Here is a 23,345-nt window from a genome sequence, read left to right on the forward strand (position 1 = left end):
AACAATTAAAATTGACTGTAGTCTTTTTTCTGAATTAGCTCAATTGCATAACCATCAGGGTCTTTAACAAAAGCGATTTCAGTGGTGCCGCCCTTTACTGGGCCTGGCTCACGGCTCACATTACCGCCTGCGGCTTTAATATCTTCGCAGGCTTTATAAATGTCATCAAACTCAATTGCAATGTGGCCATACGCATTGCCTAAGTCGTAGCTGTCAGTATCCCAGTTATAGGTGAGCTCGAGTACGGTAGCGTCTTTTTCTTCACCGTAACCAACAAAAGCAAGTGTGTAACGGTATTCTTCATTATCTGCACGACGCAGTTCTTTCATGCCTAATACTTGCGTGTAAAATTCGATAGATTTGTCTAAATCAGCAACGCGAAGCATTGTGTGTAATAAACGCATTTAAATCCTCTTTAAAATTCACAAATTTTTGATAACGCAGCTACTGCTGCGCTGTTAAAATATCAATAATTCGATTATAAATTATTTCTGCTAGCATCACAGTATCATCGCCATTAGTATTTATAAACTGCACAACGACTGTATCGATATCTTTATAATAACGAGCAATGCTTGAATACCCTAATACCCAACCTGTGTGTTCATACTTATAAAGTGATGCATACAAAATTTGCTCTTGTTGGTTGAAAAAAGTGCCTTTGTTTAAAGCAAGAATAAAGTCGCCTACATCTTGTGCTGTCGCCACATAGCCTTGATCGAGTGCTTTAAAATCATTCTCATAACCCACGTAATAACCACTCATCAAATCTACTAAATTGATTTCATGTACTGATGAAAACGTATGCGTTAGGCCCAATGGCGTTAAAATTTCATCTTTAATAAATTGGTTATGATCATAACCCAGCACAGTAGACATTATTTTTCGCAGTAGCAGGTAATTTGTGTTGGAATAACCATAATCTGTATCTGGATCAAAGTCAGCAGGGGTGTCTAGCACCAAAGCTAGCGGATCGGGGTAGGCGATTGACCAATCAAAGTTATTAGTATCTGTGTAATTGGGAATGCCACTTCTGTGCTGTACCATCATTCGTAAGGTGATTTTATCTGCGTTTTGAATGCGTCCAACTAACGATGGAAGATAATCAGCCAGTGTTTTATCGATATCAATCAGCCCTGCAGACACAAGCTTTGTTAAAGCTGATGCGTCATACAGCTTACGGATACTCCCAATTTTAAACAACGCAGTCGCATAAGCGGGGATTTTTTGCTCTCGATTATGCCAACCTTGTGCAAAATATTCAGGTTGGTTTCCTTGTTTATGAACATACACAATAATGCCATCAACTCCTTGTTCAATAGCCTCTTGTGTTTGTGCTTGAATGTTGGCGGGAAGTGGCTGAAAGTAATATATGGCAAACTGCCAGGGGGCAAAAATGTATATGCTAGTGAGAGTAACAATAAGAGCTGCAACGCGCATAAGTCTGAGCGCTTTTTTGTTCTTCAATTGTATCATTGCATTCTCGCTTCGTTTATTTTGTGGTGTGTGGGGCTGTTTTTAATCTACTATTGAGCAATACCGTGTGGCATTGCTGAATAGTGATAAGGTACTTGACGGTATTAATAGCCTTTTTTACTTTTTCACCTTACCTTTAAGAACATAGATCTCGCCATCAAAACTCCCTTGAATCGTCAGTCCTTGTCCTGCTAATTCTTTTAGATATTCTATATGCTCATCAGTGATATGCTGGCCTGGCACTAAAAGTGGAATACCAGGCGGGTAAGGAGTCACTAATCCGGCACAAATGCGGTTGTTACTCTTACTAATAGGCACAGACTCGCGTTCGCCGTAAAACGCATCGCTTGGAATACATGCTAAGTCTATGGCTGGTAAGTTCTCTGGTAAGCGTGTACGTCTCATCGATGTAGCCAGTTTTACTTTTCCGCTGTCTAGTTTCTTTAATGCATTGTAAAGACGAATGATCTTAGAACGCGTTCCGCCAAGTGTCAGTAAAACCAATATTGTACTGTGCGTGTATTTTTCTATTTCTAGGCCAATTTCATCCAATAGGAATTTATGAATATCCTTTAATGAATAAGGCAATTCGCTAATATCAATAAGAATTTTTAGTGGATCGTGACCCATGTTATCGCCACTAAAATGCGGGAAAATTTCCATAAAATCTTCTTTTCCAAGCACTTTTATATACTTGAGTGACGCCATCTGTTGCTTGAACTCTGCGACATGATTCAACAAGGCATTCAGTAGCTTATAGCCTTCCATCTCTAGTTGTTTTTGGCACACATCAAGCGAGGCAATAAGTTGATACTTAGGTGAAGTACTGGCGTAAATACTGTAGATCTCGCGGAAGAAATCGGCGTCGAAATCAGGATCGTTTACGTGAATATAAGACGCCTGAGAAAACGCCGACACGACTTTATGTGCAGAGTGGGTTACATAGTCAGCGCCCGCATGAATGGCAGAGTAGTAGCGTAAACTTGGGTGAAAAAGCGAGTACGCAAACCACGCTTCGTCGATAAACACTTTAATCCCATGTTGATGGGCAAACTCAACCACTTGTTTCAAGTCACTAAGAAGGCCATCGTAGGTACAACCGGTGAGAACAAGCAGTTTTGCGTCAGTATTTTGTTCAATCGCTTGCTTGATATCTGCTAATGAGGGGGGCGCGAAGATGCCATATTTAGGGTTTAAAATACTCGACAAATAAATGGGTAAACTAGCTGATTGCAAAATGCCATAATGTACTGATTTATGACAATTGCGATCGATGATCACTTTATCGCCTTTACGCAGCAACGTTTGCAAAATAATTTTATTCGAGGTGGATGAACCATTGGTGACAAAATAAGTATGCTTAACTTCAAATGTCGCAGCAGCTGACTCTTGTGAGCGGCCAATGGTATTGGTGCTGTCTGACAATGAACCAAGCGAATCAACAGAAACCGACAGGTCGCCAACAAATACATTACGGCCATAAAACTGATAAAAATCTTTGATGTAGGGAGAATTTCTAAAGCTAGAACCACCACTGTGCCCGGGTGTGTGCCATGAATCATTCGCTTCGCCGACATAACGACGGTAGGCTGTCCAAAATGGGGTTTCTGATCTGTCATCAAAGTCGTTGATCATATAACCTAAGATTGCTTCGGGGTCCGAAATTACTTCATCTTTAAAGAAGAAAGATTCAATTTCTTCTGACTCGTTAACGATCTCTAACCCTTTAGTATCGTCGCCAATAACATACACTGGCAGCTCGAGACGGATCCCTTTTAACTGCTCTATAAAGCGACTATAGGTTCGTTCGCTATTGTTCAGTACATCCCAACTGAGTACCACAGCTTGAATATCACCATCTTCTTCTACACATGTTAATGCCTGCTTGAGCTCATTACACTCAATAATATCGATATCAACATCACTCCGCTCAAAATTAGGGATTGTTCGTGCAAGGTTCGTTGACAGCTCTTGCAAAGTGGCAGGGTCTTGCTCAATTAACAAGATACGAAGTAAAGGTAACATAGCAATTCTCATAAAAATTTTCACAATACTCAACAGCATAACGAAAGGATGGTGGCTTGTGAAATTAATACTTTGATTATTGTGCTATTAGTTTCGAGTCTTTTGAGATGACAGTTTGTGCAATTTCATGTTTTTAATTCGAGTACAAGTTGGAATCACTCACAATCATTCGATATTAGTAATACCTTAGCAAGGAAAGTGTTTTATGTATTAGCAAACAGAATAGTGAGTTTGAACACATATATTTTATTTTCTGGCGAGATTGCTGTAATTATATACAACTAAACGCAGACAACTTATATCGCCGCACTTGAGTTAGGAAGGCAGAAAAATATATTTTCCTTAGAGGGGGCTTAATTATACCTAATTCGAAAATTAAGCTTATTAAGAATAGGGAGCAGAAAATGAAGTGGATGTATTATTTGATTTGTGTACTTTTCGTTGGAAATATTGCATCAAATCGTATTTGAGAAGGGGACGGGGCCAAAAGGTGTGGTTTTTCATCCTGATGATCCTACTTTGTTTTTGTTTGCTTATGAAAAAATAAGGTGCTTGTTATTGATATAATCTCTGGCAAAACGTTATTTGAACTGCCCACAGGAAATGGACCCGATGGCATAGGGTATTCACCACAGAGGCTACCCTGAGTGAGCAACACGATAATGTAACTTTTTACATCATTGCCAAGTGTAAACAGAGGGAGCTTACACGCTTCTAAGTTTGACTCGTGGGAGGATGACTGCCTAATTGAAAAATGCTCAGCGATAAAGAACGAGTGACAAAAGCACTCCCACTCGATACAGATAAAAACAAAAGTAAACAACCAAGAGAGTAAAGAATGGCGTATTTTAAAAATTTCAAAACAGTGGTCATATTTACATTAAGCGCGTTGAGTATAAACGTGGCATATGCAGAGGAAGTATCAGCTTCAAACAACAGTAAGAAACTGATACCAGAAGCCACTCAATTTGTTACACAGCACAAAGGCACCTTTAATGGCAAAAAACTGAAATACAAAGTTGTAGCCGGTGAAACCTATTTATTGAACAAAGACGAAGGACCTACCGCCTCTGTCTTTTCATTTGATTACATTGTCGCAGACGACAAAGAAAACAGGCCGGTTACATTTATATGGAATGGTGGCCCTGGTTCATCTTCTAATTGGTTACACATGGGCGCTTACGGGCCTAAACGCGTTGTTGTGCCAAGTGACGCAGCGCACCCAGGGGCTGCTCCTTATGAATTAAAAGATGCACCAGAAACGATTCTCGATGTGACTGATATGGTGTTTGTTGATCCCGTTGGCACAGGGTACTCTCGCGCATTAGGTGAAACTGAAAGCAAAACCTTTTGGGGGTTGAATGAAGACACATCCGCCATTGCTGATTTTATTGCGCAGTGGCTGACGAAAGAAAATCGCTGGAACGCGCCAATATTTTTATTAGGAGAAAGCTATGGTACGACTAGAGCGGCAGCTGTTTCTAAAGTGCTCATGGATAAACACCTTATTAATGTAAATGGCATCATTTTTGTGTCCCAAGCTTTGGATTACCAAGGCTCAAGCCCTTATGTAGACGACAATATTATATCTTACATTACTTACATACCAACATTAGCTGCGACAGCTTGGTACCATAAAAAAGTTGATACATCAGGAAGTTTTGAAGTGTTTATTGATGCGAGTCGACAATTTGCCGTTGATAAATTGCTGCCCGCATTATTTAAAGGTAATACCCTTAGCACAGCTGAAAGAGCGCGAATTGTTGAGGGATTACAACGTTATACAGGCCTTAGCAAACAATACATAGAGCGAACTGATTTGCGCATCAACGCGTTTAGATTTGCTAAAGAGTTGTTGCGTGACGAGGGCGTCGCCGTTGGGTTGCTCGATGGACGTTATAAGCTTGATGAAAGAGACGACCTATCCGCTGATCCTTCGCAAGATGCGTCGAAAGCCATAGCACCGGCCTACAAAGCAGCACTCATGAAATATATGCACACGGATTTAAACGTACAGTGGAAAAGAAAATACTTAAATCCATCTGACCCTGAATTATCTGATAATTGGCGCTGGCGTACGGCTCCTGATGGACAAAGCTGGGAGCCAAAATACGTGAATACTGCGCCAGATTTATCGTATGCCCTTCGCAGTAATCCACAGATGAAAGTTATGGTTGCCTCTGGGTATTACGATATGGTCACACCATTTTTTGATGCTGAATACACCTTAAACAGACACAGTATAAACGCTGATAAAATTGATTACTACTATTATCACGGTGGTCACATGATGTATGTTCACGAACCAGCAAGAGTGTCGCTTTTAAAAGATACGCGAGACTTTATTAAAAAACAGTTGAGCCAAAACCCTTAATAATAGGCCTAGCTAATTGTGTCAAAGCCTGTGTTTGGCACAATTAGCGAATGAACTCAGGATGGAAAATAGCAGTGGTAGTTTGCAATACTGATAGATTCTCACAAATTAGCGATTATACTGACACATTAGCGACATTATCCGCGCATTCAGCGCGACCACTTTTTAAGTTAGCAAAGCAGTCTAAACATTACTCAGTCTTATCTTTAAACTCACACAAGTCTTCGATAATACAGCTGCCGCATTTAGGTTTACGTGCAGTACACACGTAGCGCCCATGAAGTATTAACCAGTGGTGTACATCGACCTTAAATTCTTTAGGTACGACTTTCTCTAGTTTTTGCTCAACTGCAACGACGTCTTTACCCATGGCAAACTTAGTGCGGTTAGAAACACGGAAAATATGCGTGTCTACGGCAATAGTCGGCCAGCCGAAAGCGGTATTTAAAACAACGTTAGCCGTTTTTCTACCCACGCCCGGTAGGGCTTCAAGGGCTTCGCGGTTTTCTGGTACTTCAGCGTTGTGTTTATTGACCAGAATTTCACACATTTTATAGACATTATTGGCTTTAGAATTAAACAAACCAATTGTTTTTATGTAATCACGCAGGCCTTCAAGACCTAAATCAAGAATAGCTTGGGGCGTGTTTGCGACAGGAAAAAGCTTACGGGTCGCTTTATTTACACCAACATCCGTTGCTTGAGCTGATAGGGTAACCGCAACCAACAACTCGAAAGGACTTGAGTATTCAAGCTCAGTTTCTGGGTGAGGGTTTTCTGCGCGGAGGCGAGACAGGATCTCGTAGCGTTTTTCTTTATTCATGGTGAGTGTTAAGCACGCAGTGACGGTGCGTGCTCTCCTTTAAGTTAAACTCGTTACTCGGGCTCGAGGGCCTTTTTCTACTTCTGGAGTAACAACTTGCTTAGATTTTATTTGTGTATCAATCACATTCTTTGCCGCAATCAATAATCCAAGCCCTAAAAAAGCGCCAGGAGGTAAAATTGCTAATAAGAACTGATTGTCAAAGCTAAAGACTTCAATGCGCAGTGCTTCTGCCCATGGTCCAAGTAATAAGTCGGCACCATCAAACAGCGTGCCTTGGCCTATTAATTCTCGAATAGCGCCAAGCACAACAAGCACCAACATAAAGCCAAGTCCCATCATTAAGCCATCGAATGCAGAAAGAGGCACGGTATTTTTAGAGGCAAATGCCTCTGCTCGGCCAATAATTGCGCAGTTGGTTACAATCAGTGGAATAAAAATACCTAATGATTGATACAGACCAAATGTGTAGGCGTTCATAAGCAGCTGAACGATGGTAACAAACCCTGCAATGATCATCACAAAAACGGGAATGCGTATATCTTTCGGCACCCAGTTACGCACAATAGAGACAGTGATGTTTGAACCAACCAATACCAGTAAGGTTGCTAAACCAAGGCCTAACGCATTTGTAATGGTTGATGTTACGGCCAGCAGAGGACACAAGCCCAGTAATTGCACGAGGGCGGGGTTGTTTGCCCACATACCCTCTTTAAATAAGATTTTGATTTCGCTCATTACTGTGCTCCTTGGCATGAATTTGGCGCAGCAAATAGGTTATCAAACTCAGCTTTTGCGAACAGCACCGCATTTTTGACTGAGCCAACGACCGCTCGAGGGGTAATTGTTGCCCCAGTAAACTGATCAAACTGACCGCCATCTTTTTTAACGGCCCAACGTGTGTCATCGTCACCTAGCACATTTTGGCCTTTAAAGAGGGTGATCCAATCCGATTTTTTTATTTCGACTTTATCGCCGAGACCGGGCGTTTCTTCATGCTTTGTGACACGCACGCCAGCAATATCGCCATTAGCAAATACGGCTGTTAGTAAGTTGATATCGCCGCTGTAGCCACTAGGTGTGACATGGCGCATGACTAAAGCATAGGGTTCGTTATTTTTGTAAGCACGGTAAATAACCTGATCAGGACGAGGTCCTAAACGTTCATCTGTAATGATCACACAATCTTTATATAGTTGATTGTCATAGTGATGGGCATCAAGCACTTGCTGTAATTGCTCTGCAAGTTGCTTTTTTTCTTGCTCGCTTATACGCTCAGCCGTCAGGCTATGTGTCAATGCAACAGCCCCTGTGGTAAGCAGTGCAAAAACAGTAAGAATGCCACCATTTTTAGTCATTGAGGAAAGGATCATTATTTCACTCCATGGCCGTAAGTACGTGGTTGTGTATAGTAATCAATTAACGGCACAGCCATATTTAATAACAAAACACTAAATGCCACCGCGTCTGGATAACCACCAAAGGTACGAATTAAGTAAACAAGTAAACCAATTAAGGCACCGTAAATTAAGCGGCCCTTATTGGTGGTTGATGCCGAAACAGGATCAGTCGCGATAAAAAATGCGCCTAACATGGTTGCACCACTGAATAGATGAAATACCACGCCTGGCTCTGTGCCTGGCGCTGCAATATAACCAATACCACTGCACAGTATAAGAGATGCTAAAAAGCCGACAGGAATATGCCAGTTTATTATCTTTGCTTTTAATAAGTATAAACCACCTAATAAGAAACCAAAGTTTACCCAGCCCCAGCCAAGTCCAAACCAATCATTAAACAGTGGTTTGCTCATACTTTCTGACACTGTTAGGTGGTGAGCCACATCGGTTTTAACCGTATCTAAAGGGGTTGCCATTGTTGTGCCATCAATTGCAACACGCAGCTGATCAACACTAAATCCAGCAGAGGTAAAGCCGTTAAAAATAACGGATAGTTGTTGTGTAAAGCTAATTGGGTTTGCGAGCAGTTCGTTTACTGGCAGCCAGCTTGTCATTTGCACAGGAAATGACACAAGCAATAATACATATGCCGCCATTGCAGGGTTAAACAAGTTAAAACCAAGCCCGCCATAAAGTTGTTTAACAATGACAATAGCAAATAGGCAACCAATTACGATAATCCACCATGGGGCAAGAGGTGGGATACTAAGCGCCAATAGCACAGCTGTAAGCCAAGCACTACCATCACTTAATGTTGGCCATACTTTGCGTTTACGAAGTAACAGAACAGCCGCTTCACAGGCACTGACAGTCAGTAACGCGAGCACAAGCTGAATTAATACCGCAGTGCCAAAAAAGTATACTTGGGCTATTAAACCTGGAATACACGCAGCAATCACGGTGATCATTAAGCGGCTTAATGATTTGGTACTATGATTATGCGGCGAACTGGCCATGGTTAGTTTCATGACTTATCGGTTCCTTCTTGTTGTAACTTTTTAGCTTTAGCGCGAGCAATTGCACGTGCAATCGCCGCTTTCTTTTTGCCTTCGCTTGATTCAGGCGTGTTATCTATTTGCTGTGCTTCAGGTTCATCTGTACTTGAATCATCAGAGTGAGCGTCAGTACCGTGGGTGTCTGCGCTTTCGCTTTTTGCTTGTTGCTCAGCGTGCTCTTTCGCTGCTTTTTTCGCTTTTGCACGGACAACTGCCGCTGCTACGGCCGCTTTTTTATCGTCAACGGCTGCAGGCTCTGCATCGGTTGCGTTCTCAGTTTCAGCGTGCTCTTTCGCTGCTTTTTTCGCTTTTGCACGGGCAACTGCCGCTGCTACAGCCGCTTTTTTATCATCAACGGCTGCAGGCTCTGCATCGGTTGCGTTCTCAGCTTCAGTGGCTTGCGCTGCTTTTTTCGCTTTAGCACGGGCAATCGCCGCCGCTACGGCCGCTTTTTTATCGTCAACGGCTGCAGGCTCTGCATCGGTTGCGTTATCAGCTTCAGTGGCTTTCGCTGCTTTTTTCGCTTTAGCACGGGCAATCGCCGCCGCTACGGCCGCTTTTTTATCGTCAACGGCTGCAGGCTCTGCATTTGTTGCGTTATCAGCTTCTGTGGCTTGCGCTGCTTTTTTTGCTTTCGCACGGGCAATCGCCGCTGCAACAGCCGCTTTTTTATCGTCAACGGCTGCAGGCTCTGCATCGGTTGCGTTATCAGCTTCAGTGGCTTGTGCTGCTTTTTTCGCTTTAGCACGGGCAATCGCCGCTGCTACGGCCGCTTTTTTATCGTCAATGGCTTCAGGCTCTGCATCTGTTGCGTTATCAGCTTCAGTGGCTTGCGCTGCTTTTTTCGCTTTAGCACGGGCAATAGCCGCTGCAACAGCTGACTTCTTATCGTCTTTATTGACGGTTTCTTCACTTTGCTCTAGCGCTTTTTGCTCTTTGTACTTACGCGCTTGTTCTTTACGTGCAGCACGTTCTTTAGCTACTTCAGAATTATCTGGTTCCAGTTCTGCACCTTGTTTTTTCGCTTTGGCACGGGCAATAGCGGCTGCAACAGCTGATTTACTGTCTTTATCGTCAGATTTTGGTTTAACACGGGCGAGGGCATCAGCCACTTTTTGTTTTTCATCGCTCGACTTCGTCGCGGGCTTGCGTTTATGACGGTTTTGTCGCTCTTCTTGCTCGCGCTCTAAACGCTCTTTGCGTGCTTCAAAGCGCTCTCTGGCGCGCTCAGCTTTTATTTGTTCTGCTTGTTGCTCTTTGATTTCGGCTTTAGCAACTCGGTAGTATTGCACAAGTGGAATTTCACTCGGGCAGACATAGGCGCAGGCTCCACATTCGATGCAATCGAATAGGTTATGCTCATTTAACTTGTCGTATTCTTTTGACTTAGCAAACCACTGCAGCTGTTGGGGTAATAGCGAAGCAGGGCAGGCATCAGCACAGGCACTACAACGAATACAGGCTTTTTCGTCTCCTGGTTCAGCCAGCTCTTGATGATCAGGGGCTAAAATACAGTTTGTGGTTTTTACAATGCCGATTCTTACCGTTGGTAAGGTAAAGCCCATCATAGGGCCGCCCATGACAACTCGTTGTTGTGGCACCGGTGAAAAGCCTTGGCAATCTAGTAAGTGTTTTATTTCAGTGCCAAGTAACGCCCATACATTTCCTTGTTTATGGATTGTATTGCCAGTCACTGTGACCACGCGTTCAATTAATGGCTTGCCTTCATAAACCGCTTGGTTAATTGCAAACAGGGTGCCTACATTGTGCACTAACATACCAATGTCAGCAGGAATATTGCCGCTAGGTACTTCTTTGCCTGTTAGCAATTTTATCAATTGTTTTTCACCGCCAGAAGGATAAACAGTAGGGACAGTTTGAACAATGATAGACTCATTATGTTTTGCTGCTTGTTGCATTGCTGCAATAGCTTCTGGCTTATTATCTTCAATACCTATGATTGTCAGTGTTGGGTTGAGCAAGTGCTGCATTAACTCAATACCGGCGATAATTCCGTGTGCATGTTCACGCATTAACATGTCGTCTGCAGTGATGTATGGCTCACACTCAACGGCATTTACAATTAAAAATTCAATGCTTTTTCGCGTATCAGCTTTTACGTAAGTGGGAAAACCAGCTCCCCCCATCCCTGCAATACCTGATTGATGAATAATATCGACTAGCTCATCATGTGAGAGTGCTTTAGGGTCATCAACAGGGTTTAGTTCACACCATGTATCTTTGCCATCTGGTTCAATAATGACGCTGAGCTCAGGCAACGCTGATGGATGCGCAGATGGCATCGGGCAGATATCAGTGATCACACCAGAAGTAGGCGCATGTACAGGCACTGACCAGTTACCGCTAGGTTTCGTTAACGCTTGACCTTTAAGAACTGATTGGCCTTTTTCTACGATTAATTTGCCGTTGGCACCAATATGTTGTTTTAGTGACACAACTAATTTATCTGGCAGCTCTAGTCGCTCAATTGCACGTGATGTTGATTGTTGCTTTTGTCCAGGTGGATGAATCCCCCCAGCGAATGGCCAGACTTTACCTTGTTTGATTTGTTCTATTAACGTTTCCATCTGCGCTCCTAATCTACCTGAGTCACAGGGATTGCATTTAATTGCCATTTCCAAGTTTGTTTGGTTTCTTTTACAGGCAGCATATCAATACAGTCAACTGGGCAAGGTTCAACACATAAATCACAGCCAGTGCATTCGTCAATGAGTACGGTATGCATTTGACGGGTCGCACCAACAATGGCATCAACAGGGCAGGCTTGGATACATTTAGTACAGCCAATACATTCGTCTTCTCGAATGTATGCAACGGTTTTTACTGGCTCTGCTTGTTCGCCGCCAGCAAGAGGTTTTGCTTCAACCCCCATTAAATCTGCCAGTTTTTTTACCGTGGCTTCGCCGCCCGGCGGGCATTTATTTATTTCGTCACCATTCGCTATCGCCTCTGCGTATGGGCGACAGCCAGGGTAGCCACATTGTCCACATTGAGTTTGTGGCAATATGGTGTCAATTTGATCAACGATAGGGTTGCTTTCTACCCGAAAACGTACGGCAGCAAATCCTAAAATCAAACCAAATATTAGCGCTAATGAACCTAGCGCAATTAAGGCATAAAACAAGGTCATATTAAAACTTCACTAATCCTGTAAAACCCATAAAGGCCATCGACATCAGACCTGCGGTGATCATCGCAATCGATGCACCTTTAAATGGTGAAGGAACGTCTGCAACAGCTAAACGTTCACGTAATGCGGCAAAAAGAATTAACACCATTGAAAAACCAACTGCTGCGCCAAAACCATACACGGCTGATTGTAAGAATGAATGGTCTTCTTTGATATTAAGAAGGGCAACACCTAACACTGCACAGTTTGTTGTGATCAGAGGCAAGAATATACCGAGCAAACGATACAAAGTTGGACTGGTTTTTCTAACAACCATCTCAGTAAATTGCACAACGACAGCAATCACCAAAATAAAGCTCATGGTGCGTAAAAATGCGATATCGAGTGGAATCAAAATATAGTGATTCACCAGATAGCTGGTAACAGAGGCGAGTGTTAGCACAAAGGTTGTCGCTAAAGACATACCAATAGCAGTGTCGAGTTTACCTGATACACCCATAAACGGGCATAAACCTAAAAACTGAACTAAAACGAAGTTGTTGACTAGTACGGTACCAATCAGTAACAAGACATACTCTGTCATGCGTGCCTCACGAGAATAAAAACAACGTCATTATCCTTTTTTCTGGAGGCTGACACAACACATGCGAGGCGATTAGCTTAAATTAACAAAGCTGTTTGTATTTGAAGTGTTAAAGTTACGTTAAAGACCTGATAAACAGTCGGTTTATTAGGTCTTATTGGCGTAGATCTTAGATGTCTTTTGGTTTCTCTATGTAATAACCCTGCACGCCATCTAAGCAAAGGGTTTCGATAATGTGTTTCTCTTCCTGGCTCTCTACACCTTCGGCAAAAACATTAACCCCAATCCGGTGAGCAAGATCTACCATCAAGCGCATAAAATATTGATTGTTTTTATCATCTTCAAGGCCGCGGGTATAGCTTGCATCCATTTTAATAAAGTCAGGCTTCAAGTCTCTGAAGAATTTAAATGAAGTTAAGCCTACACCAAAGCGTTCAACAGTCACACGCGCACCGACACGATGAACCATATCAATAAAACGCTTACTTGCTTTTATATTTTGCTGAAGACCAAATTCGCTGACTTCAAAAATTAATTTAGTGGCAATATTGTTATCTTTTAACAAACGGCGTTCTAACCAAATAAGAAATTGATCATTATGCGCACTGGATGCTGTGACATTTATACCAAAAAACTTTTGTGAGAAGTTGCGTGTCTTCACTTTTTCAAGGGTGGTGTCGATTATTAATCGATCAATTTCCATTGCCATACCGAGTTTTTCGGCCATCGCTAAAAAAGACGCCGTAGGAAGCATTTGATTTTCGGCTGTTTTAAAGCGCACTTGAATTTCGGCATAGGCTTTGATGCTTTTACCAATTGGCATGATATTTTGCATAACTAAGTGAACACGCTTTGACTCGATCACTTCGTTTATCACTTTGCGCCAGTTTTGATTACCAAAGCCAGCACTCACATTGTTTACTAAATCTGTTTCGCGTTGAACATGCCATGCATTTGCTTGCTTAGATTGTGCCATGCTCATAGCGTTATCAACAATCGACAGTAGTTCACCTAAAGGTTTGCCTTTTTCGTACCCAACTATGCCTGTATTTGCTACCGAACTTAATTCTTGGTTCTGCTGATACTGCGTAAAACGCGATTGTAAGTTATCACCGAATCGTTCAGCTTCTTTTAGGGGAGTATTAGGTAAAATAACAGCAAAGTCTGAACTGTTTACCCGAAATACTTGGCTATTGGTGTAAGTACCACTGATATGTTTAATAATATCGGCAACACCTTTTACGTATTCATCGCCTTTTTGATAACCGCGAGTTTGGTTTATTGCTTGTAGCTCACTACAACGCACCATAGCTAAAGAGCCAAAGGTGCTTTTATCGGCATTTTCGATGTTTTTCTCGTAGTATTCGACGAACATATTACGATTACCAAGATTTGTAATGACATCTTTATACGCTTCTTGCTTAATGCTCATTGCATTGTTTTCAATATCATCATGCTTGGTTTGTAAAAAGTGCGAAAGACGATTGAAAGTAGGTATTAAATCTTTACTAAGCTTTTTCAAGCGTGTTGTGTCCATTGCTTGTTCAAGATCGCCATTAACCTGATTTTGATTGATATAGATATCGATGATATCTGCAATGGTGGTGCTCACTTTTCGGTTTAAGCGTCTAAACATGCTTTGCATATATATAATAGGCAACAAAGCAATTAAGCCTGAGACTAAAATGACAATAAACATGGACTGTTGTAGCAGGTTTGCCAGATTGTTTGCGTTGATTGTGAATTCAACTTTTATGTCAGAAGCTTGGTTAACAGCAAATTGTGGGCGAATCGAATTAAAGCTCGTATTTACAATATCTGCAAAGAGGGGCAGGGGCTGTGGCGATTCAACCATGGTAACGAGGTTACCTGCTTGATCTCGTATTATAAATTTAGAGAAAGTAGTGCCGTCGGCAAGCGCTTTTTGTATTTTTTCAGGCGCAAGCTCGTCCATCGTTAAACTATTTATGTAAGTATTCACTACGAATTGCGCTTTTTTCTGAGCATCGCTAACTGCGTTGTCAAACCCCAGTGCAATAAAATACCCACCGAGCAATGCAAATAGTAGCCAAGAAATAAGTTGAACAAATATTAGTTTTTTAAAGCCTGCCATGTTTTTTATCTTATAAAAGCCTAAAAGGAAGAATCAATTCCCTGATTGATTGCTTTAAGTACAGTGAATTCTATTTAAATAGCAAAAAAGAAATAACTCAGGATAGATTAGAATATATAAGGCAGAAAGTCTAATAGATTCGCAGAATGTAAAAGATGATAAAAGTCTAATATATTCTGGAAGTTGGCTCCCCCTCCCCGACTCGAACGGGGGACCTGCGGATTAACAGTCCGTCGCTCTAACCAACTGAGCTAAGGGGGAACAATAGAGTAGTGTGCTTTATGATTTGGCTCCCCCTCCCCGACTCGAACGGGGGACCTGCGGATTAACAGTCCGTCGCTCTAACCAACTGAGCTAAGGGGGAACAATCATAATCATAAACTTGGCTCCCCCTCCCCGACTCGAACGGGGGACCTGCGGATTAACAGTCCGTCGCTCTAACCAACTGAGCTAAGGGGGAAACGTTTATGGTCGAAAAACTTGGCTCCCCCTCCCCGACTCGAACGGGGGACCTGCGGATTAACAGTCCGTCGCTCTAACCAACTGAGCTAAGGGGGAAGCGTCATGCCTTTCAACGGGGCGAAATATTAATGACAGCATTGCAAAGTGTCAACATAAAAACTTCATAAATTCAAAAAAGAAGTGTATTCGATGTTTTTATGTTCGATCTGAACAAAATGTAGCTGAAAAACACAGATGTTTTCGCGGTTAAAGTAAAATTTCATGTTGGATCATGTGATTTTTTGCATGCTTTTTGACCACGAGCAATATTATAAATTAGTCAAAAGTATTCGTTGTATAGAATTTTGGCTTATAAGAGAGTAAATTGTCATTTATCTCAGATTTTATTCTCGCTATAAAAATTTAATCTAATCATTTTTATTTGCGCATTAAATTCTTCCATTTTAGAGGTTTCAAATCGGTCTGTCGGTTGAGAAAAAACGTTAAATACGGCATTAATTGATCCTGAATTGTGAATGCAAAGACAGATAAGAGAGTGGTTTAAGTGTTTCTTATCAGTGTGTTAGGCTGTTTTTTAGCCACTTTATTTTGAATTGTCATATTTATTTGCAGGGTGAGTGTGAACAATAATTAGGCATTCTTTAAAAGAATCTAACAAAAGGGTTAAAACAAGACACTTGCGTGATTTTCATAGGTTGCGATAAATACTGAGCTCAAAAGCCTTTATAATTGCGGCTTTCAGAGAGTTATCCACGGTTTCTGTGGATAACTCTGTTTATTAAACTTTAAGAACAGCTATGGCGCTAGAATTTTAGGGCGCTGCAGCAATTTCAAGCATTTAATCATATTTTTTTTACTTATTTAAAATCAAACAGTTAAGTTTTTTATCTGAAGCGACGCTGAATTGATAAGTAATGTTATTCGTGACGATAAAATGACACGGTTTGTTGTGTAAAAAAGCAGCGGTTACTGCCATTTTATTGTAACAATGCTATTAATGATGTTCTTATTTTGTTTTTTAACGATGTTCGTGGTTGTTTTTATGTTAAAGCCTCAAAAGTGACAGTTTTCTTTGTTTAAAATTAACCGTGGCTTGCAAGGCGAGGATGCTTTAAACTTATCAGCTCAGTAAAAGAGGCAAAGTATTCCCATGACCGTGACGTCGCAGAGCAAATCTAAACCTGATCTTTTAAACTCTCCAATCCTGCCAACGTTGAAAAAAATGACTATCCCTATGATCTTCGGGATGATCACCTTAATGATGTTTAACCTAGTTGATACTTTCTTTATTAGTCTACTTGGTACCGAACCCCTAGCAGCAGTGAGCTTTACTTTTCCTGTAACCTTTACGGTTATTAGTCTTGCCATTGGCCTCGGTATTGGCACTTCAGCGGTAATTGCGAAAGCATTAGGGAGTGACAAATTAGATGAAGCTCGGTTTGATGCCAGTATTGCTTTACTCATTTCTGTGGTTTTGGTGTTTTGCTTGTCTGTTGTTGGGTATGTATTTATTACCCCTATTTTTGAATTGTTGGGAGCTGGGCAGCAAGTACTTCCGCTAATACACGACTATATGAGTGTGTGGTTTTTAGGCAGTGTATTTTTGATTACCCCGATGGTTGGTAATTCTGTTTTGCGCGCAAGTGGCGATACAAAAACGCCGAGTTTAGTAATGGGGGGAGCGGGTCTCATTAATGCCGTGTTAGATCCGATTTTAATTTTTGGTTTGGGCCCAATACCGGCATTGGGTATTCAAGGCGCTGCCATTGCCAGTGTAATTGCATGGTCTTTCGCGGTGGTGATTATTCTTTATATACTGGCAATTAAAAATGGTTTGTTGAGCTTGTACGCTGGCCAACAAACGATTATTGGGGCAATAAGAAAAATTTTAAAAATAGGTTTACCTGCAGCAGGGGCGAACATGTTGACACCCATTGCAATGGCTGTGATGACGGCGTTAGTGGCTAAGCATGGCCCTGAAGCCGTCGCTGCATTTGGTGTGGGGAGCCGAATTGAGTCAATAGCCAGTTTAGTGGTTTTAGCATTGTCGATGACATTGCCACCGTTTGTTAGTCAAAACTTCGGAGCCGGAAAGTTAGGCCGTGTAAAAGAAGCGTATATTACTACGTTGAAGTTTGTGATGATTTGGCAATTCGGCATTTATTTACTGTTGCTTTTGACCTCTGGTTTTATTGCGCATGTCTTTGGTAAAGAGCAGGCGGTTATTGATGTCATTAAACTTTTCATTTATATCTTGCCATTAAGTTACGGTTTGCAAGGTGTGATAATTCTCTCTAACTCTTCATTTAATGCTCTACATAAGCCAATGAATGCGCTGATTTTAAGTATCATTCGTTTATTTGTCTTTTATGTGCCAATTGCTTATGTCGGGAGTGAAATTGCAGGGTTAACAGGCTTGTTTATAGGCGCAGCTGTGGGTAATTTGTTTACGGCTTTTGTGGCTTATAAGTGGTTTATAAAAGAAGTAAATGCATTAAGCACAACGGCGATGAAGGAGTGTCATTTATGAGTGATCATTTTCAACTGGTTTCAAAATTTAAACCAAGTGGTGACCAACCCACGGCCATTGCTCAATTATCTGAGGGCCTTGAAGCAGGGCTTGCTCATCAAACATTGTTAGGTGCTACAGGGACGGGTAAAACCTTTACCATGGCAAATATAATCCATGATCTAAATCGGCCAACGATTATCATGGCGCATAATAAGACGCTTGCAGCGCAGTTATATGGAGAGATGAAAGAGTTTTTCCCTCATAATGCGGTTGAATATTTCGTGTCATATTATGATTACTATCAACCTGAAGCGTATGTTGTTGCCAGTGACACATTTATAGAAAAAGATGCCTCTATTAACGAGCATATTGAGCAAATGCGCTTAAGTGCAACCAAAGCGTTACTTGAACGCCGTGACACAATTATTGTTGCATCTGTTTCGGCTATTTACGGTTTGGGCGATCCTGACTCGTACATGAAGATGATGTTGTTACTCAAAGTAGGCGAAACTGTCGACCAGCGTGATATGCTTCGTCGCTTAGCCGAGTTGCAATATACGCGCAATGACATTGAATTTAGTCGTGGTACGTACCGTGTGCGCGGCGAAGTGGTTGATATTTTTCCTGCTGAGTCAGATACATACGCGGTGCGTGTGGAAATGTTTGATGATGAAATTGAGCGTTTAAGTATCTTTGATCCATTAACAGGGGCTGTTGAAAAGCACATTGTGCGCGCGACTATTTACCCAAAAACACACTATGTGACACCCCGTGAGAAAATTCTTGATGCGATTGAAAATATTAAGGTCGAGTTAAAAGATCGCAGAGCCCAGTTGCTTAGTGCAAATAAACTCGTCGAAGAGCAACGTATTGCACAGCGAACACAATACGATATAGAAATGATGACCGAGCTTGGTTATTGCTCTGGTATTGAGAACTACAGCCGTTATTTATCGGGGCGTACTCCGGGCGATCCGCCGCCTACATTGCTTGACTATTTACCTGATGATGCCTTGATGATCATCGATGAGTCGCATGTGACCGTATCGCAAATTGGTGCAATGTACAAAGGTGACCGTAGTCGAAAAGAGAACTTAGTTGAATATGGATTTCGTCTTCCTTCTGCATTGGATAATCGGCCACTTCGATTTGAAGAGTTCGAAGCAATTGCACCGCAAACGATTTATGTATCGGCAACACCAGGCGAATTTGAGCTAACGCGCTCAGCAGGTGAAGTGGCTGAACAAGTTATTCGTCCTACAGGCTTAGTAGACCCTGAAATTGAAGTACGCCCTGTGGGTACTCAGGTTGATGACTTATTGTCTGAAATTTACAAACGAGTTGAGGTAAATGAGCGTGTCTTAGTGACGACCTTAACAAAACGTATGGCAGAAGACTTAACGGATTACTTAAATGATCATGATGTAAAAGTTCGTTATTTGCATTCTGACATCGACACTGTTGAGCGAGTTGAGATTATTCGTGATTTGCGCGCTGGTGTTTTCGATGTGTTAGTGGGTATTAACTTATTACGAGAAGGCCTTGATATGCCAGAGGTTTCACTTGTTGCGATACTCGATGCTGATAAAGAAGGCTTTTTACGTTCGACGCGTTCTTTATTACAAACAATAGGGCGTGCTGCTCGTCATTTAAATGGTAAAGCGATTCTGTACGGTGATCGTATAACGAATTCAATGCGTCAGGCTATTGATGAAACTGATCGTCGTCGTGAAAAACAGCAAGCTCATAACGCAGAACATGGAATTGTACCGCAAGCGTTAGTGAAAAGTATCACGGATATTATGGATGTTGGTGAAGAGGCTGGCCCTAAAGATAACCTTCGATTGGTCCGTAAAGAATCTAAAAAAGTGCTAAGCGCTAAAGAGATTGCCAGTCAAATTAAAGCACTGGAGACTAAAATGCACGCGTACGCAAGTGATCTGGAGTTTGAGAAAGCAGCCTCAGTGCGTGACGAAATACATGAATTACAACAACAGCTAATAAATTAAGTACTATGACAAACGATTTTTCAGCCATTTTAACTGCGTTAGCAGATGCGCCACTTTCGGCTAACGAACTTTGCCGTATTTTTCATGGCCGCGGCCACAGTGTGGCTGAATTAAGCCATATTAATGTTGATTTTTACCCTCCGGCATTATTTTTAGTGTCGTATGAGAGCATCCCTGACGATCAACTAGGTCAACTCACTGAAGTACTTTGGCAATGGGCGCAAAATAATGCCCCAGAATTAATTACTGCGTTGGTGTATCAACAGCGTAGCGGTATAAATACGATTAATAGCGTGGTACACGGCGAACTTCCTGACGAGCATGTTGTTCAAGAAAATGACATAAAATTTAGAGTCGATTTATTGAGCAGGCAAAATACCGGTATTTTTCCTGATATGCGTCGTGGCCGTGAGTTTGTGCAGGCTCATAGTCAGGGGGCTAAAGTACTGAATTTATTTTCATATACTTGTGGATTCTCCGTTGCGGCAATGCAAGGGGGGGCTGAGCAAGTCATTAATATGGATATGAATAAAGGCGTGCTCAGAACAGGTAAACAAAATCACCAACTTAATGGGTTTACACGGGGCGTTAGCTACTTGCCCCATGATATTTTAAAATCATTTGGTAAGCTTAAAAAGTCAGCACCTTATGAGTTGATTATTGTCGATCCGCCCAGTTTTCAAAAAGGCAGCTTTATTTTGACGAAAGATTATCAAAAAATATTGCGTCGTTTGCCTGAACTGCTCAACGAAAACACCCTTTTATTGCTGTGTGCCAATAGCCCTGAAATGTCTGAACAAGCATTTAAAGCACTGATTGCAGAGCACACAGAAGGTGCAATTACATTCGTTGAACGTTTAGCGCCTACCGCTGGTTTTATTGAAGTAGACAGCGATAGAAGCTTAAAAGCGCTTGTTTATAAAACCACACAGTAATGGCGTTAAGTAAGCGTTTATCAGCGATCGCGCAAATGGTCCCAAATGAGTATGATGAGATTTGGGACTGCTGCTGCGATCATGGCTTTTTAGGCATGCAGTTACTCAAAGATAATAGAGCTGATCAAATCCACTTTGTAGATATCGTGCCTGAGTTGATGCAGTCACTCCAACAGACACTGGCGCGTTTTTCAACTGAAGAACAACGCGGACATTGGCAGGTACATTGCCAAGATGTGGCCACTATTTCTTTAACACCCCAAAAACGTCATCTCGTGATTATTGCAGGAGTTGGGGGAGATTTAATATGTCAGTTTATTTCGCAGATTCAGGCTCACAATCATCTTGCTCACATCGATTTTATAGTTTGTCCTGTGCACCATAGCTATAAAGTACGCAGCCACCTACAGTCATTAGATTTTGGTTTAGTCGCCGAGCACCTTATTTCTGAAAATAGACGCTTTTATGAGTTAATGTTCGTGAGCGCATCGGCTAAAACGCCAATAACGCGAGTAGGGCAGGGGATGTGGCAATTAACGAATAAGGAGCACCAAGCTTACTTAGGGCAACTATGTGCACATTACCAACGCATGCTAAACCAAGATGCTGATTATTATCAGCAAGTGCTTGATGAGTATACTCGCTTAATGCAAACCTAATTGTTTTAAAGCTTGTTAATCTCTTGTTTTACGCTGTAACTTGAGTCTGTGACTATGGCTTCGAGGGTCTGTACGCGTTGTTTTAACTCAAGAAGCTCAGCGGTAACCGCTGCAACTTGTTCATTCGCTTCTTTATTGTCTTTTAGGGTGCGCGATTTAAATTCTAAATGTTTTTTATACATATCGAAGATAACGCCTGAACCAACCGAGATCAGTACAATTAATACCACCATCGTAGTGCCTGACATCATAATTCTCCTTTTATCAGTATCTTTATCCAATAGAGTATAGACTGGATTTTAAAAAGCAAAGGGGATTCTGTTACAAGGTATGTCGTTTAAAAAGAGATTTTATACGAATAAACCCAGTCACAAGCATGGTGCCAGCAATAACACACAGAGCGCCAAGTAACGTATTTGGCCCTATTTCTTCGTCGAGTATCAGGTTGCCCCATATAATGCCAAACAAAGGAATTAAGAAGGTAACGGTGAGCGCAGAGGTTGGACCAATCTCGTCAATTAGACGAAAAAAGAGAATATACGCCACTGCAGTACACACAATACCCAGAGCAATAACACCCGCCATTACGGTTTGACTTGGCATTTCTCTTATTGGCATCACAAAAATCAATGGTAATACGAGCATACTTGCGGCCCACATACTGCCATGCGCATTATCGAAAGCTGACAGTTTGGGGGCGTGTTTGGTGTAATGCGAGGCAATAGCATAACTAAGTGAGGCACACAGGGATGCAATAATTGCTGTTACTGTGGCGGTATTGATAGTTAGGCTGTTTTGTCCAACTAGGATAGCAACCCCAATGAGACCGACTAAGAGTCCCAGTATCATACTTTTACTCGGTGTCGATTTACTCCAAATTATGCCAACAATGGCTCCCCAAATGGGGGTTGTTGAATTTAAAATCGCTAATGTCGAGGCATTAATAGTTTGTGCGGCAAACGCAAATAATAAAAATGGAATCGCAGAATTGAGTGCACCAATAATAAAAAAGAGCTTTTTGTAGGTAAGAAAAGCAAGCTTTTTATTAAAATACACGGCAAAGACACAGAGTGTTAAGGCAGCAAACCCTACGCGTAGTTCAATTAAAACGGCAGGCCCTAAACTTGAGGCCGCCATACGCATAAACAAGAATGATGCGCCCCAAATAGCGGCAAGAAAAAATAAGCGCAGTAAGCTGTGTATTGGCATAATGATGAATCATTCAAAATAATAAAGCACGAGCATATCAGATACTGCCTGATAAACTCGCCTTATTCGGGCTTGTAAGTGTAGAGTAAGCACTGGATAGAAGGCCTCTATTCAGCAGGTTTCACACGTTTTTTTTCGTAATCTGATTTGACTATTTCTAATGCTGCGAGCACATCCTCTGCAGGGACTTCGTTTTGTTCTAAGAGCATAATAAGGTCGACAGCCACTTTAATATAATTAGGAGCGGCTTCTAATTCATTGCCCATTCTGTAATTCCTTTTTCTTTGCAACCTGGCTGATTGCAACATCGATAGCCGTTTGTACTTGTTGTTCCATTAGCATTCGCTCACTGTGCGGTAAATAGAACTCCATATCGACATCGTAGCGAATGTAACGAGCGGGAAGCTGGTTGAGTACTGTGCAGCATAAATCGGCCATCACATCGTCATTGTATACGGAATCTAACTCTCGTTGCGCTATATCTTCGACAACCAGTTTTTCATAATAGTTATGAATATCATCATGCAATTTCATACAGTTTGAATCCAAAGTGATAGTC

Annotated in this window: 20 protein-coding genes and 4 tRNA genes; 5 read left to right on the plus strand and 19 right to left on the minus strand. The window is 41.7% G+C overall.

Annotated elements, in window-relative coordinates; translation table 11 throughout:
- Positions 1-5 precede the first annotated feature (5 nt).
- From gloA to LPA49_RS10180, 3 genes are all read right to left on the minus strand, one after another.
- The gene (gene gloA, locus LPA49_RS10170; protein ID WP_036969520.1) at positions 6-404 is read right to left on the minus strand and encodes a lactoylglutathione lyase; all 399 of its coding nucleotides are present in this window, start codon (positions 402-404) and stop codon (positions 6-8) included.
- A gap of 40 nt (positions 405-444) precedes the next feature.
- Positions 445-1,476, minus strand: coding sequence for a serine hydrolase (locus LPA49_RS10175; RefSeq protein ID WP_036969516.1), 1,032 nt, complete (start codon positions 1,474-1,476; stop codon positions 445-447).
- 117 nt (positions 1,477-1,593) lie between these two features.
- Positions 1,594-3,501, minus strand: a complete 1,908-nt coding sequence (locus LPA49_RS10180; protein WP_065978844.1) for an aminotransferase class I/II-fold pyridoxal phosphate-dependent enzyme — start codon at positions 3,499-3,501, stop codon at positions 1,594-1,596.
- Between the two features lie 838 nt (positions 3,502-4,339).
- Between LPA49_RS10180 and LPA49_RS10185 the strand changes: the two genes are divergently transcribed.
- Entirely contained in the window at positions 4,340-5,875 is a 1,536-nt protein-coding gene (locus tag LPA49_RS10185; protein WP_230236467.1) for a S10 family peptidase, read from the plus strand.
- Positions 5,876-6,065: 190 nt separating this feature from the next.
- Here the strand turns inward: LPA49_RS10185 and nth are convergent, their stop codons facing one another.
- The 12 genes from nth to LPA49_RS10245 form a co-directional block, all read right to left on the minus strand.
- On the minus strand, positions 6,066-6,698 hold the full coding sequence (gene nth, locus LPA49_RS10190; RefSeq protein WP_182396258.1) for an endonuclease III: 633 nt from the start codon (positions 6,696-6,698) through the stop codon (positions 6,066-6,068).
- Between the two features lie 39 nt (positions 6,699-6,737).
- The gene (locus LPA49_RS10195) at positions 6,738-7,436 is read right to left on the minus strand and encodes an electron transport complex subunit E (protein ID WP_230236469.1); all 699 of its coding nucleotides are present in this window, start codon (positions 7,434-7,436) and stop codon (positions 6,738-6,740) included.
- Positions 7,436-8,071 carry an electron transport complex subunit RsxG gene (gene rsxG, locus LPA49_RS10200; protein WP_036969504.1) on the minus strand — a complete coding sequence of 212 codons (636 nt, stop codon included), beginning with the start codon at positions 8,069-8,071 and terminating at the stop codon, positions 7,436-7,438. The genes LPA49_RS10195 and rsxG overlap by 1 nt, the downstream gene beginning before the upstream one ends.
- Positions 8,071-9,126: an electron transport complex subunit RsxD gene (gene rsxD / locus LPA49_RS10205; protein ID WP_036969501.1), complete on the minus strand. Its 1,056-nt coding sequence runs from the start codon at positions 9,124-9,126 to the stop codon at positions 8,071-8,073. Before rsxD ends, rsxG begins: the two co-directional genes overlap by 1 nt.
- The gene (gene rsxC / locus LPA49_RS10210; RefSeq protein WP_230236471.1) at positions 9,123-11,741 is read right to left on the minus strand and encodes an electron transport complex subunit RsxC; all 2,619 of its coding nucleotides are present in this window, start codon (positions 11,739-11,741) and stop codon (positions 9,123-9,125) included. The genes rsxD and rsxC overlap by 4 nt, the downstream gene beginning before the upstream one ends.
- Positions 11,742-11,749: 8 nt before the next feature.
- Complete coding sequence (rsxB, locus tag LPA49_RS10215) at positions 11,750-12,304, minus strand: electron transport complex subunit RsxB (RefSeq protein ID WP_036969496.1); 555 nt, start codon at positions 12,302-12,304, stop codon at positions 11,750-11,752.
- A 1-nt stretch (position 12,305) separates the two neighbouring features.
- Positions 12,306-12,887, minus strand: a complete 582-nt coding sequence (gene rsxA, locus LPA49_RS10220) for an electron transport complex subunit RsxA (protein ID WP_036969494.1) — start codon at positions 12,885-12,887, stop codon at positions 12,306-12,308.
- Between the two features lie 169 nt (positions 12,888-13,056).
- Positions 13,057-15,000 carry an EAL domain-containing protein gene (locus LPA49_RS10225; RefSeq protein ID WP_036969491.1) on the minus strand — a complete coding sequence of 648 codons (1,944 nt, stop codon included), beginning with the start codon at positions 14,998-15,000 and terminating at the stop codon, positions 13,057-13,059.
- A gap of 184 nt (positions 15,001-15,184) precedes the next feature.
- Positions 15,185-15,261 (minus strand) — tRNA-Asn (locus tag LPA49_RS10230).
- Positions 15,262-15,287: 26 nt separating this feature from the next.
- Positions 15,288-15,364 (minus strand) — tRNA-Asn (locus LPA49_RS10235).
- 19 nt (positions 15,365-15,383) lie between these two features.
- A tRNA-Asn gene (locus tag LPA49_RS10240) sits at positions 15,384-15,460 on the minus strand.
- Between the two features lie 21 nt (positions 15,461-15,481).
- Positions 15,482-15,558: transfer RNA gene (locus tag LPA49_RS10245), tRNA-Asn, on the minus strand.
- Positions 15,559-16,612: 1,054 nt separating this feature from the next.
- On the opposite strand from LPA49_RS10245, the gene LPA49_RS10250 reads away from it, so the two are divergent.
- Genes LPA49_RS10250 through LPA49_RS10265 form a run of 4 tightly spaced genes read left to right on the plus strand, consistent with a single transcriptional unit; the run spans position 16,613 to position 21,577 of the window.
- A complete protein-coding gene (locus LPA49_RS10250; protein WP_036969488.1) occupies positions 16,613-17,992 on the plus strand; it encodes an MATE family efflux transporter in 1,380 nt (459 codons plus the stop codon).
- Entirely contained in the window at positions 17,989-19,983 is a 1,995-nt protein-coding gene (uvrB, locus tag LPA49_RS10255) for an excinuclease ABC subunit UvrB (RefSeq protein WP_036969486.1), read from the plus strand. Before LPA49_RS10250 ends, uvrB begins: the two co-directional genes overlap by 4 nt.
- Positions 19,984-19,988: 5 nt before the next feature.
- Entirely contained in the window at positions 19,989-20,918 is a 930-nt protein-coding gene (locus tag LPA49_RS10260) for a class I SAM-dependent methyltransferase (protein WP_074989788.1), read from the plus strand.
- The gene (locus LPA49_RS10265) at positions 20,918-21,577 is read left to right on the plus strand and encodes a tRNA (adenine(22)-N(1))-methyltransferase TrmK (protein WP_230236473.1); all 660 of its coding nucleotides are present in this window, start codon (positions 20,918-20,920) and stop codon (positions 21,575-21,577) included. The genes LPA49_RS10260 and LPA49_RS10265 overlap by 1 nt, the downstream gene beginning before the upstream one ends.
- Before the next feature lie 5 nt (positions 21,578-21,582).
- Here LPA49_RS10265 and LPA49_RS10270 read toward each other — a convergent pair whose 3' ends face one another.
- The 4 genes from LPA49_RS10270 to LPA49_RS10285 form a co-directional block, all read right to left on the minus strand.
- Complete coding sequence (locus LPA49_RS10270; RefSeq protein WP_036969480.1) at positions 21,583-21,825, minus strand: hypothetical protein; 243 nt, start codon at positions 21,823-21,825, stop codon at positions 21,583-21,585.
- A 73-nt stretch (positions 21,826-21,898) separates the two neighbouring features.
- The gene (locus LPA49_RS10275; protein ID WP_230236475.1) at positions 21,899-22,786 is read right to left on the minus strand and encodes a DMT family transporter; all 888 of its coding nucleotides are present in this window, start codon (positions 22,784-22,786) and stop codon (positions 21,899-21,901) included.
- Between the two features lie 107 nt (positions 22,787-22,893).
- Positions 22,894-23,052 carry a YbaM family protein gene (locus tag LPA49_RS10280; protein ID WP_075594137.1) on the minus strand — a complete coding sequence of 53 codons (159 nt, stop codon included), beginning with the start codon at positions 23,050-23,052 and terminating at the stop codon, positions 22,894-22,896.
- On the minus strand, positions 23,042-23,320 hold the full coding sequence (locus tag LPA49_RS10285; protein ID WP_065978833.1) for a late competence development ComFB family protein: 279 nt from the start codon (positions 23,318-23,320) through the stop codon (positions 23,042-23,044). Before LPA49_RS10285 ends, LPA49_RS10280 begins: the two co-directional genes overlap by 11 nt.
- Positions 23,321-23,345: the final 25 nt, after the last annotated feature.

This window comes from Pseudoalteromonas sp. MB41 (assembly GCF_020966275.1).
GTDB lineage: Bacteria > Pseudomonadota > Gammaproteobacteria > Enterobacterales > Alteromonadaceae > Pseudoalteromonas > Pseudoalteromonas lipolytica.